We start from the raw sequence: 13,751 nt of genomic DNA, 5'->3' as shown, positions 1-13,751 counted from the left end.
AAAATGGCAGTTTTTAATGTTGCGGAGAAGAAATGGAAAGGAAAATTGCCACAGATACTATATGCCGGGTAAGCGACAGCGCCACCCGGCCATGCTTTAGGCGCGATCGACCGTAAAGGCAATCACATCGCCCAGCTGCTCGGCGCCCAGCGCCAGCATCACCAGACGGTCTACGCCCAGCGCCACGCCGGAGCAATCTGGCAGACCCGCCTTTAACGCTTCCAGCAGGTTGGTATCGATCGGCTGCTGTGGCAGGCCGCGCGCGGCGCGTTTGCGGTTATCCTGCTCGAAACGTTGCGCCTGCTCGCGCGCGTCGGTCAGTTCGTGGAAGCCGTTCGCCAGCTCAATACCTTTGTAATAGACCTCAAAACGTTCCGCCACGCGGTGGTCTTCGGTGCTGATCTGCGCCAGTGACGCCTGGCTTGCCGGGAAGTGATAGACAAACGTCGGGCGATCTTTGCCAATCTGCGGTTCCACGCCGAAGGTGAACAGCAGCTGCAGCAGCGTGTCGCGATCCTCTTCGGTATCCGCCACGTTGCTCAGATCCAGTTTTGCCGCCACTTCACGCAGCTGAGCTTTGTCCGCCGACAGCGGATCGATTTCCAGATGGCGCTGGAAGGCCTGCTGATAGGAGAGCGTTTCGGCTTCAGAGCAGTCCAGTACCTGCTGCAGCAAATCGTCCACCTCATTCATCAGGCGGTACATATCATAGTGCGGGCGGTACCACTCCAGCATGGTGAATTCCGGGTTGTGGTGACGCCCCATTTCTTCATTACGGAAGCTGCGGCACAGCTGATACACCGGACCACACCCCGCCGCCAGCAGGCGCTTCATGTGATATTCCGGGCTGGTCATCAGATACAGATTCATGCCCTGGGAGTGGCCTGGGCCAACAAAACGGGTTTCAAACGGGACCAGATGAATATCCGTTACCGTTGCCTGACTCATGCACGGGGTTTCCACCTCCAGGACGCCGCGGTCGGCAAAGAAACGGCGGATCTCCGTCATAATTGCGGCGCGTTTTAACAGATTTGGGATGGATGCGCTCGGCTGCCAGGTGGCCGTTTCGCTCATGAGTTTTTCTCCGATTTCAGACAAGGGCACGAAGTCTACTCGTTAGCAGTGGCAGAGACAAATTTTGCGCAGTAAAAACGCGTATTTCATTTATGTGGATTATTCTGTGATGCAATTCATCAATCACGATGATAAATCACCGCACAGAACAGCAAAAAAATCGAACACGTCAAATTTCCCTCACATCTACGCGGTTATACTGTTATACCCATAAAGGAGCAGTGGAATCGCTTCCGCAATCGCCCGTTCGGGCAGGTGAACTTCCTTTAGTGCATCGCATTGCGGGAAAACAAAAATCTGGAGGAATGTCGTGCAAACTTTTCAAGCCGATCTTGCCGTAATAGGCGCTGGCGGGGCTGGATTACGCGCTGCAATTGCTGCGGCACAAGCCAACCCTAACGCTAAAATCGCATTGATTTCAAAAGTCTATCCGATGCGCAGCCACACGGTGGCAGCAGAAGGAGGATCCGCCGCCGTCGCGCAGGATCATGACAGCTTCGAATACCATTTCCACGACACGGTTGCAGGGGGCGACTGGCTTTGCGAACAGGATGTCGTTGACTACTTCGTGCACCATTGCCCAACGGAGATGACCCAGCTCGAGCAGTGGGGATGTCCGTGGAGCCGCCGCCCGGACGGCAGCGTTAACGTCCGCCGCTTCGGTGGCATGAAGATCGAACGTACCTGGTTCGCCGCCGATAAGACCGGCTTCCACATGCTGCACACCCTCTTCCAGACCTCCCTTCAGTTCCCACAAATTCAGCGCTTCGATGAACATTTTGTCCTCGACATTCTGGTCGACGACGGTCATGCACGTGGCCTGGTGGCGATGAATATGATGGAAGGCACGCTCGTCCAGATCCGCGCCAATGCGGTGGTGATGGCAACGGGCGGTGCGGGTCGCGTCTATCGCTACAACACCAACGGCGGCATCGTCACCGGCGACGGGATGGGCATGGCGCTGAGCCACGGCGTGCCGCTGCGCGATATGGAGTTTGTGCAGTATCACCCAACCGGCCTGCCGGGCTCCGGTATTCTGATGACGGAAGGCTGCCGCGGTGAAGGCGGTATTCTGGTCAACAAAAACGGCTACCGTTATCTGCAGGATTACGGCATGGGCCCGGAAACCCCGCTCGGCGAGCCGAAGAACAAATACATGGAGCTCGGCCCGCGCGACAAAGTTTCTCAGGCCTTCTGGCACGAGTGGCGCAAGGGCAACACCATCTCAACGCCACGCGGCGACGTGGTCTATCTCGACCTGCGTCACCTGGGCGAGAAGAAACTGCTGGAGCGTCTGCCGTTTATCTGCGAACTGGCAAAAGCCTACGTGGGCGTCGACCCGGTGAAAGAGCCGATACCGGTACGCCCAACCGCGCACTACACCATGGGCGGGATTGAAACCGACCAGCAGTGTGAAACCCGCATTAAAGGGCTGTTCGCCGTGGGCGAGTGTTCCTCCGTCGGCCTGCACGGCGCCAACCGTCTGGGCTCTAACTCGCTGGCAGAGCTGGTCGTCTTTGGCCGCATGGCGGGCGAGCGCGCCATGGAGCGTGCGGCGACCGCAGTCGAAGCAAACGGTGCGGCACTGGATGCGCAGGTCACAGACGTTGAAAAACGCCTGAAGGATCTGGTGAACCAGGAAGGCAACGAGAACTGGTCGAAGATCCGCGACGAGATGGGCCTGTCGATGGAAGAAGGCTGCGGTATCTACCGTACGCCGGAACTGATGCAGAAAACCGTCGACAAGCTGGCGGAGCTTCAGGAGCGCTTCAAGCGCGTGCGCATCACCGATACCTCCAGCGTCTTCAACACCGACCTGCTCTATACCATTGAGCTTGGCCACGGCCTGAACGTCGCGGAATGTATGGCGCACTCTGCGCTGGCGCGTAAAGAGTCTCGCGGCGCCCACCAGCGTCTGGACGAAGGCTGCACCGAACGTGACGACGTCAATTTCCTGAAACACACTCTCGCCTGGCGCGATGCGGATGGCACCACGCGTCTGGACTACAGCGACGTGAAAATCACCACGCTGCCACCGGCTAAACGCGTGTATGGCGCAGAAGCAGAAGCCGCCGAGAAGAAGGAGAAGGAGAATGGCTGAGATGCAAAAATTGAAAGTTGAAGTGGTGCGCTACAACCCGGAAGTGGATACCGCCCCCCACAGCGCTTTCTACGAAGTGCCTTATGACGAGCAAACCTCCCTCCTGGATGCGCTCGGCTATATCAAAGACAACCTGGCGCCGGACCTGAGCTACCGCTGGTCCTGCCGCATGGCGATCTGCGGCTCCTGCGGCATGATGGTCAACAAGGTGCCGAAGTTGGCCTGTAAAACCTTCCTGCGTGATTACACCAAAGGCATTAAGGTTGAAGCGCTGGGCAACTTCCCAATCGAGCGCGATCTGGTGGTCGATATGACCCACTTTATCGAAAGCCTGGAAGCGATTAAGCCGTACATCATCGGCAACCCGCGCACGCCGGACCAGGGTCCGAACACCCAGACGCCGGCGCAGATGGCGAAATACCATCAGTTCTCCGGCTGCATCAACTGCGGCCTGTGTTACGCCGCCTGTCCTCAGTTTGGCCTGAACCCGGAGTTCATCGGCCCGGCCGCCATTACCCTGGCGCACCGCTATAACGAAGACAGCCGCGACCACGGCAAAAAAGAACGTATGGCGCAGCTAAACGGCCAGAACGGCGTCTGGACCTGTACGTTTGTGGGCTACTGCTCTGAAGTCTGTCCGAAGCACGTCGACCCGGCCGCCGCAATTCAGCAGGGTAAAGTGGAAAGCTCGAAAGACTTTCTTATCGCTACCCTGAAACCACGCTAAGGAGTGCATGATGACGACTAAACGCAAAGCCTACGTGCGGCCTGTGCCGTCCACCTGGTGGAAAAACCTGCCGTTTTATCGCTTCTATATGCTGCGTGAAGGCACGGCGGTACCGGCGGTCTGGTTCAGCCTTGAGTTAATGTATGGCGTTTTTGCCCTTAAACACGGGCCAGAAACCTGGGCGAACTTTGTCGGTTTCCTGCAAAACCCAATCATCGTGGTTCTGAACCTGATCGCGCTCGCGGCGGCGCTACTTCATACCAAAACCTGGTTTGAACTGGCGCCAAAAGCGGCAAACATCATCATTAAAGACGAAAAAATGGGGCCGGAGCCAGTCATTAAAGGGCTATGGGCAGTGACGATCCTGGTCACGGTTGTCATTCTGTTTGTCGCACTGTTCTGGTAAGGAGACTACTGTGATCAATCCAAATCCAAAACGTTCAGACGAGCCGGTCTTCTGGGGCCTGTTTGGCGCAGGCGGCATGTGGAGTGCCATCATCGCCCCGGTGATCATCCTGCTGGTCGGCATTATGCTGCCGCTGGGGCTGTTTCCGGGCGATGCGCTGAGCTACGAGCGCGTGCTGGCGTTTGCGAGCAGCTTTATTGGCCGCGTGTTCATCTTCCTGATGATCGTCCTGCCACTGTGGTGCGGCCTGCACCGCATTCACCATGCGATGCATGACCTGAAAATCCATGTGCCGAGCGGTAAATGGGTGTTCTACGGGCTGGCAACCATCCTGACCGTGGTGACGCTGATTGCCGTTGTCACTCTCTGACGCTTCTGGCCCGCCATCCGGCGGGCCTTTTATCTCTGCATCTTTCCCACCAGCCACTGGGCAAATTCACGCATTGCGGACGTTTCAGCCCGCGACTGCAGTCTCGTTAACCAGTAACTGCCCAGATCAATTTGCGTTGTAAACGGCTGCACGATGCGCTCGCTGTTCAGCAAATGGGTAAACATATCGACAGGCGCAATGGCAATGCCCATACCTGCCTGTGCGGCTTCCAGCATGGTGACAGACGAATCAAACACCATCACCCGGTGCGTTGGCGACGGAGGATGCTCGCCTGCCGCCTGCATCCACGCCGACCATTCGTCGCGTCGGTAAGAGCGCAGCAGGGTAAACTTCAGGATGTCGGCCGGAGACTGGAGCACGGCGGCGATTTCGGGCGAGCAAAGTGGCGCCAGCGGCGCAGGGCACAGGAATTGCGCCTCGGTGCCGTGCCACGCCCCACCGCCGTAGCGGATCGTATAATCAAGCCCTTCAGCAGCCGGATCGACGCGGTTGTTATGGGTGGAAAGGTGAAGATCGATATGCGGATAACAGCGGCGAAAGTCCGCGAGCTGAGAGAACAGGATACCCGTGGCGAAAGTTCCTACTACGCCAATTTTTAGCTTCTCCTGAGCGCGCTGGCTGGCAAAGCGATCCAGCATTCCGGCGATACGATCGAATGAATCATTCAGCACCGGCAGCAGATTTTCCCCCTCCGTGGTCAGCATCAGGCCGCGCGAGACGCGGACAAACAGCTGGCAATTCAGATGCTGCTCCAGCGCCTTAACGTGCTGGCTGATGGCGGAATGGGTGACGTTCAGCTCTATCGCTGCATGCGTAAAACTGAGGTGCCGGGCGGCCGCTTCGAAGGCGCGAAGCGAATTAAGCGGAAGATAGCTGCGGGTCATTGTTCCATCCGTTAGAAAAATTAACAGCTCATGCTAAATTTAACCGTTTGTCAGCCATAGTCAAATCCAACAGACTACAGCGGTCTGCCGGGCCCGGACACTCACTTGACCTGCTATTATGGAAGATAATTGATGATGAAAAAATTCCTTTGCTGCGCCCTGCTGCTCAGCACATCCTGCTCTGTACTCGCCGCGCCGATGTCGGAAAAACAGCTGGCTGACGTGGTAGAACGCAACGTTACGCCCCTGATGAAAGCGCAGGGTATTCCAGGCATGGCGGTGGCCGTGATTTATCAGGGCCAGCCACACTACTTTACCTTTGGAAAGGCCGATATCGCGGCGAACAAATCCGTCACCCCGCAAACCCTGTTCGAGCTGGGCTCTATAAGTAAAACCTTCACCGGCGTGCTGGGGGGCGATGCCATTGCCCGCGGCGAAATTTCGCTGGGCGATCCAGTAACCAAATATTGGCCTGATCTGACCGGCAAGCAGTGGCAAGGGATTCGCATGCTGGATCTGGCAACCTACACCGCCGGTGGCCTGCCTTTACAGGTGCCCGATGAGGTCACAGATAACGCATCCCTGCTGCGCTTCTATCAAAACTGGCAGCCTCAGTGGAAGCCGGGCACAACGCGTCTTTACGCCAACTCCAGCATCGGTCTTTTCGGCGCGCTGGCGGTCAAACCTTCCGGCATGAGCTATGAGCAGGCCATGACGACGCGGGTCTTTAAGCCGCTCAAGCTGGATCATACCTGGATTAACGTTCCGAAAGCGGAGGAGACGCATTACGCCTGGGGATATCGTGACGGTAAAGCGGTCCACGTTTCACCGGGCATGCTGGATGCAGAGGCATATGGCGTGAAAACCAACGTGCAGGATATGGCGAGCTGGGTGATGGCCAATATGGCCCCTGACGCACTGCAGGATACGTCCCTGAAGCAAGGCATTACGCTGGCGCAGTCTCGCTACTGGCGCGTGGGTGCCATGTATCAGGGGTTAGGTTGGGAGATGCTTAACTGGCCGGTCGATGCCAAAACCGTCGTCGGAGGCAGTGATAACAAGGTGGCGCTGGCACCGTTGCCTGCGAGAGAAGTGAATCCACCCGTTCCCCCGGTTAAGGCCTCATGGGTGCACAAAACGGGCTCCACCGGCGGGTTTGGCAGCTACGTGGCCTTTATTCCTGAAAAGCAGCTCGGCATTGTGATGCTGGCGAATAAAAGCTATCCGAACCCGGCGCGAGTTGAGGCGGCATACCGTATCCTCGACGCGCTGCAGTAAAACATTGCCGGGTAGCGCTGCGCTTACCCGGCGAAACACACCGCACAAAAACCACATTTTCCTTGCCGTCATCTACACTTAACAAAAAACAGTAAGGAAACTCCTATGCGCATTTTGCCTGTTATCGCCGCGGTGACAGCCGCGTTTTTAGTGGTGGCCTGCAGTTCCCCTACCCCACCTCCTGGCGTTACCGTCGTCACGCCTTTTGATGCACAACGCTTCCTTGGAACATGGTATGAAATCGCGCGCCTCGACCATCGGTTTGAGCAGGGCTTAGAGAAGGTTACTGCTAATTACAGCCCAATGGATGATGGCGGTATTCAGGTGATCAACCGGGGCTATAATCCCGATCGTGAGATGTGGCAGCAGTCGGTCGGGAAAGCCTATTTCACTGGCGACCCGCGACGGGCCGCGCTCAAAGTCTCTTTCTTCGGCCCGTTTTATGGCGGCTATAACGTGATAGCGCTCGACAGAGAGTACCGTCACGCGCTGGTCTGCGGGCCGGATCGCGACTATCTGTGGATACTTTCCCGCACGCCAACTATTTCGTCAGAAATGAAACAGCAGATGCTGGACGTCGCGACCCGACAGGGGTTTGATGTGTCGAAACTTATTTGGGTAAAACAGCCCCGTTAATGGGTACTGAGCTTCAGCCCAATGATACCGGCAACAATCAGAGCGAGGCTGGCAATGCGCGCCAGGCTCGCTGACTCACCCAGCAGCAGAATGCCGGTAATCGCCGCGCCTACGGCACCGATCCCCGTCCAGACGGCATAGGCCGTTCCCACGGGCAGAGAACGCATTGCCCACGATAGCAGAACAATGCTCACGATCATCGCCGTAACGGTAATAACGCTGGGCGTCAGGCGGGTAAATCCGTGGGTGTACTTGAGACCAATCGCCCATACCACTTCGAGCAGACCAGCAATAAAGAGAATAATCCAGGACATCTCGGGCTCCTTAACTTAAAAACAGTTGGGGCCGTCCCCGATGAAGGAAGCGCTTACGGGTCGTCCCGCAAGGCAGATAACACCCCATATTTTGGTTAGCGTGTGATTTTTTTTCAATCATTTTCTGATGAACGCGTTAAGCCCAGAAATAGCCGCAGTATGGCGCGGAGTTCAGGCATTTATAGCTCATCGGACTTCTCTATGATGATGTGCTTTCTGATGGCAGGAAGCCAAACCACTAGCCGACTGCGAATAAAATATGTTCAAGATTCTTTTGATTGACCGTTGTCACTTCACCCGCACCGGGTTTGAAGCATGGCTCAATCATTCCGGTTTGTTCCCGGGGCACTACGTTGTGACCGGGCTGAACAATCTATTCCTCGCCAGAGAGCACATTCTGCAATGGAAACCTGAGCTGGTCATCGCTGACCTGCATGGTTTCAGGCAGGATATTCACCATTTCCAGCAACTCTCTTCTTTGCTGAACGCCAGCGAAAAATTACCTTTTATTATGCTGCAATCGGGAGAGGACAAGGACCTGGCGACCTGGCTCGGGAACTTCCCGGTCTGGTCTTCGCTAATGAAAAATGCCCCTCTTGAGGAAATCGCGACGGTTATCAATGACGCGTTAATTTCGCGCGCAAGCACGTACCGCCCGACGGTGGCCGCCCCCTTGCTGACACGACAGGAGGAGAAAGTGTTGACGTTATGGATGGACGGCGCGAGCAACCAAAAGATAGCCGCTCACCTGAGCATTAACGGAAAAACGGTTTATACCTATAAACGCAATATCCGCATGAAGCTGCATATGGATACACGCTTTTCACCGTTTTTATCCCTGCAGGAAGCAGAGAATTGACGGTACGGTGAAACTCACGTGCCGTACCGTCCATGCTTCATTAGTTCTGAGCTTTAGTTGCTGCACCAGAAATCGCGTTACCACCGTCGGAGATATCTTCCCCTACGCCGCGGGTGGTATTACATGCAGTCAACACGGAGGAAAGCACGAGGACAGAAAAGATCGCTGCAATTGTTTTCTTAACCATAATATCTTCCTTTTATAGCCAAAGTTGTTTTGTGTATAGCAACTTAAGAATAGACAAGATCCCGCCGATTGACGGAAAAGGAAGCAATTTTAGGAAAATTAGACGGACTTAGCTGGCTGCGTGAGAAATGATATGACCGAGGTCCTGGATATCTTCCCCCATGCCACGGGCGGTGTTACAGCCGGAAAGCAGTACGCTGGAGAGCGCTAACAGAAGCAGAATTTTAACGGTACGTTTCATCATCCCTGCCTGCAAAAATCAGGCGCAGCGGGCGCTGCGCCTCGAATCATGACGTAAATTACTTCACGCGGGATACGTATTCGCCGGAGCGAGTATCCACTTTGATCACTTCACCGATCTGTACGAACAGCGGTACTTTCACCACAGCGCCGGTGGAGAGCGTTGCTGGCTTGCCGCCAGTACCCGCGGTGTCACCTTTCAGACCTGGATCGGTTTCAACGATTTCCAGCTCAACAAAGTTTGGTGGGGTAACGGCGATAGGCTGGCCGTTCCACAGGGTCACGATGCACTCAGCCTGATCCAGCAGCCACTTCGCGTTATCGCCAATGGCTTTCGCGTCAGCAGACAGCTGCTCGAAGGTTTCGTTGTTCATGAAGTGCCAGAACTCACCGTCGTTGTACAGGTAAGTCAGGTTCATATCGACAACATCAGCGCCTTCAGCGGAGTCAGTAGATTTGAAGGTTTTCTCAACACGGGTACCGGTCAGCAGGCGGCGCAGCTTAACGCGTGCGAATGCCTGGCCTTTACCTGGTTTAACGAATTCGCTGGCTTCAACCGCGTACGGTTCGCCGTCCATCATGATTTTAAGACCAGCACGAAAATCGTTGCTATAGTACGTTGCCATAAGGCCCTCTAAATTTGTTAACTGGTAGCTAAGCCACAAAATGGCGCATATTGTAACCCTAAACACCCCATCCAGAGAAGATTGGTTATCGCAACTTGCCGATGTAATCACCAGTCCTGATGAATTGCTGCGTCTTTTAGACCTCGATCAGCATCCGGAGTTGCTTGCTGGCCGTGAGGCAAAGCGACTTTTCGCCCTGCGTGTTCCCCGCGCGTTTGTTGCGCGCATGGAAAAAGGCAACCCTGACGATCCTTTATTAAAACAAACCCTTACGTCGCAGGATGAGTTTATTACAGCGCCGGGCTACAGCACCGATCCGCTGGAAGAGCAAAACAGCGTGGTGCCGGGTTTACTGCACAAATATCTCAATCGCGCCCTGCTGCTGGTAAAAGGCGGCTGTGCGGTAAATTGTCGTTACTGCTTTCGTCGGCACTTCCCGTATGCCGAAAACCAGGGAAATAAGCGCAACTGGCAGGTTGCGCTGGACTATATCGCCGCCCATCCAGAGCTGGATGAGATTATTTTTTCCGGCGGTGACCCACTGATGGCAAAAGATCATGAACTGGACTGGCTTTTGACGCAGCTTGAAGCCATCCCGCACATCAAACGTCTGCGCATTCACAGCCGTTTACCGATTGTCATCCCGGCGCGTATTACCGACGCCCTGGTCACGCGCCTGGAGCAGTCCCGTCTACAGGTGCTGCTGGTAAACCATATCAACCACGCGAATGAAATCGACGATGAATTTCGCGCGGCGATGGCGCGTCTGCGTAAAGCGGGCGTGACGCTGCTCAACCAGAGCGTATTGTTGCGCGGCGTGAACGACAGTGCCCGGGTGCTGGCCGATCTCAGCAATGCCTTGTTTGACGCAGGCGTGATGCCCTATTACCTGCACGTGCTGGATCGCGTGCAGGGCGCGGCGCATTTCATGGTGACGGATGAGGAAGCCCGACAAATTATGCGCGAGCTGTTAACGCTGGTTTCAGGTTATATGGTGCCGAAGCTGGCACGCGAGATTGGCGGAGAGCCGAGTAAGACGCCGCTGGATTTGCAACTGCGGCAGCGCTAAAAGGCAGGTGGCGCTACGCTTACCTGCCCTACGAGGTGGGGCGCAGCGCCATCAGCAAGTAAACTCAGTTCGGGCACTTATAGACCTGGCCGCTCATCTGGCTGGCCGTTGGCACGAAGCTGGAGAGCATTCCTTGCGTCGGGCTGCTCACGCCGTAAATCACGTTCCCCCCCATTGCAGCAGCCTGGTTACGCAGGGCATTCGCCGCGCCGCGCATAGAGCCGCCCTCTTCACCGTGCTGACCCGACATCCAGTTACTTTGTTCACCGGTGGCCGTGCCTAACAGCTGGCATTCGCTGCCTGGCTTATCTTCCACAAAGCGAACGCCCTGGCCCGCTGCCGACAGTTCATTGCTGGAGCTACAACCCGCCAGCAGCAACGCTGCTCCTACGATCCCTGCACAGACTTTTACGCGCATGTTATTCCTCGTTTTCAATAAGCTGGACAGTAATTGTCCGTGTGTAAATCTTATACCTAAAAGATGACTAAAAGAAAAATCCCCGCGCATTTCTGCGAGCCGGATTCCGTACATCACTCCTCCGACATCTTAAATGAATTCTGATAATGCCCTTTGGGATATCGTGTTTTAGCCCTCGATCGTTTTTAGTGTTGCGACGTACAACTTTTGTACGCGATTAAAACAGGGGGTTTCATGAGTGCATCATCCTCAGGAGAGGAAAAGGTAACATGGGTGGGCTATCTGGCGTTTGTGCTCACCATCGTATTTTTCTCAGGCTTTTTCGCCAAAAGTACCGAATGGTGGCGCGTGCTGGATTTTACCGTCCTAAACGGCAGCTTCGGTCCGGTGAACGGCACGCTCACGTTTCGCGGTGAGGGCGGCGCGGGGGCGAAAGACGGTTTCTTATTTGCCCTTGAACTGGCGCCTTCGGTCATTTTATCGCTCGGGATCATTGCCGTCACCGAGGGGCTGGGCGGGCTGCGTGCCGCGCAACAGCTGATGACGCCCATTTTGCGCCCGCTGCTTGGCGTACCGGGCGTCTGCTCTCTGGCCCTCATCGCCAACCTGCAAAATACCGATGCCGCAGCAGGGATGACCAAAGAGTTGACAGACGAAGGGGCTATTACCGATCGCGAGCGCGCCATTTTCGCCACCTTCCAGACCAGCGGTAGCGCCATCATTACCAACTATTTTTCTTCCGGCGCCGCACTCTTCACGTTTATTACCGTCCCGGTAATCACGCCGCTGGCCGTCATACTGATGTTTAAATTTGTTGGCGCGAACCTCCTGCGTCTGTGGATCGCTCACATGGAAGACCGTCATATTCAGGAGGAAAAAAATGATCGCCCAGCCGCGTAAAAATATCATGGACATGTTTATCGATGGCGCCCGCCGAGGCTTTACCATCGCCACCACCAGCCTGCTGCCGAACGTGGTTATGGCGTTTGTCATCATTCAGGCGCTCAAGGTGACCGGCCTGCTGGATATTGTTGGTAATATTTGCGAGCCAATTATGGCCCTGTGGGGGCTTCCGGGCGCAGCGGCAACGGTCCTGCTGGCCTCGGTGATGAGTATGGGCGGCGGCGTGGGGGTTTGCGCCAGCCTGGTGGCTGCCGGCACGCTCAACAGCCACGATGCCACCGTTCTGCTGCCCGCCATCTATCTGATGGGCAATCCGGTGCAAAACACAGGCCGCTGCCTGGGCACCGCAGGCGTTAACCCGAAGTATTATCCACACATCATTACCGTCTGCGTCATTAACGCCCTGCTCTCAATGTGGGTAATGCAGCTACTCTTCTGAGGAGATAAAAATGGATTTTTCAGTGCTGGAACCCCATCTTTTCCGCAATGTGCACCTTTACGCGCCGGAGGATCGGGGACGTTGCGATCTGCTCATCGCCGGGGGAAAAATCGTCGCGATTGAAAAAACGGATCGCGCAGCAATGCGGCTTAACTGTCCTGAAACCGATCTCGCCGGGGCGGTGGTTTGCCCGGGCTTTATCGATCAGCACGTACACCTGATCGGCGGCGGCGGTGAAGCCGGTCCGCACACCCGGACGCCGGAGGTACGGTTGTCCGCGCTGGTGGCGGCGGGCATCACCTCCGTTGTTGGCCTGCTGGGTACCGACGGCGTGACCCGCCATCCCGAATCGCTGCTGGCAAAAACGCGGGCGCTTGAGCATGAAGGGATCAGCGCGTGGATGCTGACAGGCGCGTATGGGCTGCCTTCTCCGACAATTACCGGCAGCATCGAAAAGGATGTGGCGCTGATTGATAAAATCATCGGCGTGAAATGCGCGATTTCCGACCATCGCTCTTCCGCACCAGCGGATGACCAGCTCGCGAATATGGCCGCCCAGTCGCGCGTCGGCGGGCTGCTGGGCGCTAAAGCGGGCATATCCGTGTTTCACCTCGGCAACAGCCCGAAGCTGCTGGAGCCGCTGCTTAACATCCTGAAAAACGCCGACGTGCCCCGCACGAAGCTGCTGCCAACCCACGTTAACCGCGACCAGGCGCTGTTCCTCGCCGCGCTGGATTATGCCCGCGACGGGGGCTATATCGACATCACCACCAGCATCAGTGAGCCCATTGATGCCGCCACCGCCATCGCGACGGCCCGTGAATCGCAGGTGCCGTTTAACCGGCTTACGCTCAGCTCGGACGGTAACGGCAGCCAACCGAATTTTGACGCGAACGGTAATCTGGTGGGCATTGGCGTAGCCGGGTTCGAATCTCTGCCTCAGACGCTGCAGCAACTGGTCAGCCGGTATCACCTGCCGCTGGAGGAGGCGCTTCTGCCGTTTACGCGTAACGTAGCGGAGTTTCTCGGGCTGGAGCATAAGGGGCGGCTCGCGCCCGGATGCGATGCCGATTTCCTGGTGCTGACGGATGACCTGAAGATCCGCGAGGTCTGGGCGAAAGGCCGCCAGATGGTGCGCGAAGGCGCAGCATGCGTGAAGGGAACATTTGAGTAGCGGCAATAAAAAACCCCGGACATTTC

18 protein-coding genes are annotated in these 13,751 nt (G+C 56.2%); 11 read left to right on the top strand and 7 right to left on the bottom strand.

The genetic code is table 11. The annotated features are described in order from the left end of the window. Positions 1 to 96: 96 nt before the first annotated feature. Positions 97 to 1,074 (bottom strand): elongation factor P--(R)-beta-lysine ligase, encoded by a 978-nt coding sequence (gene epmA, locus IM314_RS07965; RefSeq protein WP_045261279.1) that lies wholly within the window; start codon positions 1,072 to 1,074, stop codon positions 97 to 99. A gap of 310 nt (positions 1,075 to 1,384) precedes the next feature. Between epmA and frdA the strand changes: the two genes are divergently transcribed. The 4 genes from frdA to frdD are packed head-to-tail and all read left to right on the top strand — an operon-like array spanning position 1,385 to position 4,678. After that, positions 1,385 to 3,175 carry a fumarate reductase (quinol) flavoprotein subunit gene (frdA, locus tag IM314_RS07960; protein WP_193358631.1) on the top strand — a complete coding sequence of 597 codons (1,791 nt, stop codon included), beginning with the start codon at positions 1,385 to 1,387 and terminating at the stop codon, positions 3,173 to 3,175. Continuing rightward, positions 3,168 to 3,902 carry a succinate dehydrogenase/fumarate reductase iron-sulfur subunit gene (locus IM314_RS07955; protein ID WP_041911494.1) on the top strand — a complete coding sequence of 245 codons (735 nt, stop codon included), beginning with the start codon at positions 3,168 to 3,170 and terminating at the stop codon, positions 3,900 to 3,902. Before frdA ends, IM314_RS07955 begins: the two co-directional genes overlap by 8 nt. A gap of 10 nt (positions 3,903 to 3,912) precedes the next feature. Further along, a complete protein-coding gene (gene frdC / locus IM314_RS07950; RefSeq protein ID WP_028015239.1) occupies positions 3,913 to 4,308 on the top strand; it encodes a fumarate reductase subunit FrdC in 396 nt (131 codons plus the stop codon). 10 nt (positions 4,309 to 4,318) lie between these two features. Then, positions 4,319 to 4,678 carry a fumarate reductase subunit FrdD gene (gene frdD, locus IM314_RS07945; RefSeq protein WP_032662398.1) on the top strand — a complete coding sequence of 120 codons (360 nt, stop codon included), beginning with the start codon at positions 4,319 to 4,321 and terminating at the stop codon, positions 4,676 to 4,678. Between the two features lie 29 nt (positions 4,679 to 4,707). Here frdD and ampR read toward each other — a convergent pair whose 3' ends face one another. Continuing rightward, complete coding sequence (ampR, locus tag IM314_RS07940; RefSeq protein WP_041911495.1) at positions 4,708 to 5,583, bottom strand: LysR family transcriptional regulator AmpR; 876 nt, start codon at positions 5,581 to 5,583, stop codon at positions 4,708 to 4,710. Positions 5,584 to 5,715: 132 nt separating this feature from the next. On the opposite strand from ampR, the gene blaACT reads away from it, so the two are divergent. Then, entirely contained in the window at positions 5,716 to 6,861 is a 1,146-nt protein-coding gene (gene blaACT / locus IM314_RS07935; RefSeq protein WP_045631273.1) for an ACT family cephalosporin-hydrolyzing class C beta-lactamase, read from the top strand. A gap of 105 nt (positions 6,862 to 6,966) precedes the next feature. After that, complete coding sequence (locus tag IM314_RS07930; protein WP_028015236.1) at positions 6,967 to 7,497, top strand: lipocalin family protein; 531 nt, start codon at positions 6,967 to 6,969, stop codon at positions 7,495 to 7,497. On the opposite strand, the gene sugE is transcribed toward IM314_RS07930, so the two are convergent. Continuing rightward, positions 7,494 to 7,811 carry a quaternary ammonium compound efflux SMR transporter SugE gene (sugE, locus tag IM314_RS07925; RefSeq protein ID WP_006178944.1) on the bottom strand — a complete coding sequence of 106 codons (318 nt, stop codon included), beginning with the start codon at positions 7,809 to 7,811 and terminating at the stop codon, positions 7,494 to 7,496. The two genes, IM314_RS07930 and sugE, sit on opposite strands and share 4 nt — an antisense overlap. 259 nt (positions 7,812 to 8,070) lie before the next feature. Between sugE and IM314_RS07920 the strand changes: the two genes are divergently transcribed. Then, positions 8,071 to 8,670 carry a LuxR C-terminal-related transcriptional regulator gene (locus IM314_RS07920; protein WP_041911497.1) on the top strand — a complete coding sequence of 200 codons (600 nt, stop codon included), beginning with the start codon at positions 8,071 to 8,073 and terminating at the stop codon, positions 8,668 to 8,670. 40 nt (positions 8,671 to 8,710) lie between these two features. On the opposite strand, the gene ecnB is transcribed toward IM314_RS07920, so the two are convergent. The 3 genes from ecnB to efp form a co-directional block, all read right to left on the bottom strand. Continuing rightward, positions 8,711 to 8,857, bottom strand: a complete 147-nt coding sequence (gene ecnB / locus IM314_RS07915; RefSeq protein ID WP_003855942.1) for a lipoprotein toxin entericidin B — start codon at positions 8,855 to 8,857, stop codon at positions 8,711 to 8,713. Between the two features lie 108 nt (positions 8,858 to 8,965). Next, on the bottom strand, positions 8,966 to 9,097 hold the full coding sequence (locus tag IM314_RS07910; protein ID WP_028015234.1) for an entericidin A/B family lipoprotein: 132 nt from the start codon (positions 9,095 to 9,097) through the stop codon (positions 8,966 to 8,968). Positions 9,098 to 9,155: 58 nt separating this feature from the next. Continuing rightward, positions 9,156 to 9,722 carry an elongation factor P gene (efp, locus tag IM314_RS07905; protein ID WP_003855940.1) on the bottom strand — a complete coding sequence of 189 codons (567 nt, stop codon included), beginning with the start codon at positions 9,720 to 9,722 and terminating at the stop codon, positions 9,156 to 9,158. A 40-nt stretch (positions 9,723 to 9,762) separates the two neighbouring features. On the opposite strand from efp, the gene epmB reads away from it, so the two are divergent. Continuing rightward, positions 9,763 to 10,791 carry an EF-P beta-lysylation protein EpmB gene (epmB, locus tag IM314_RS07900; protein ID WP_028015233.1) on the top strand — a complete coding sequence of 343 codons (1,029 nt, stop codon included), beginning with the start codon at positions 9,763 to 9,765 and terminating at the stop codon, positions 10,789 to 10,791. A 64-nt stretch (positions 10,792 to 10,855) separates the two neighbouring features. On the opposite strand, the gene IM314_RS07895 is transcribed toward epmB, so the two are convergent. After that, positions 10,856 to 11,209, bottom strand: a complete 354-nt coding sequence (locus IM314_RS07895) for a DUF4156 domain-containing protein (RefSeq protein WP_014882205.1) — start codon at positions 11,207 to 11,209, stop codon at positions 10,856 to 10,858. 234 nt (positions 11,210 to 11,443) lie between these two features. Here IM314_RS07895 and IM314_RS07890 point away from each other — a divergent pair, with 234 nt between their 5' ends. The 3 genes from IM314_RS07890 to iadA are packed head-to-tail and all read left to right on the top strand — an operon-like array spanning position 11,444 to position 13,725. After that, the gene (locus IM314_RS07890; protein ID WP_193358632.1) at positions 11,444 to 12,109 is read left to right on the top strand and encodes a nucleoside recognition domain-containing protein; all 666 of its coding nucleotides are present in this window, start codon (positions 11,444 to 11,446) and stop codon (positions 12,107 to 12,109) included. After that, positions 12,090 to 12,551, top strand: coding sequence for a YjiG family protein (locus IM314_RS07885; protein WP_060573549.1), 462 nt, complete (start codon positions 12,090 to 12,092; stop codon positions 12,549 to 12,551). Before IM314_RS07890 ends, IM314_RS07885 begins: the two co-directional genes overlap by 20 nt. 10 nt (positions 12,552 to 12,561) lie before the next feature. Further along, entirely contained in the window at positions 12,562 to 13,725 is a 1,164-nt protein-coding gene (iadA, locus tag IM314_RS07880; protein ID WP_193358633.1) for a beta-aspartyl-peptidase, read from the top strand. Positions 13,726 to 13,751: the final 26 nt, after the last annotated feature.

Origin of the sequence: Enterobacter cloacae complex sp. P42RS, from assembly GCF_014930595.1 — a bacterium.
Classification (GTDB): domain Bacteria; phylum Pseudomonadota; class Gammaproteobacteria; order Enterobacterales; family Enterobacteriaceae; genus Enterobacter; species Enterobacter bugandensis.
The sequence above is the reverse complement of the archived record's forward strand: the minus strand, read 5'-3'. Positions and strand labels throughout refer to the sequence as shown.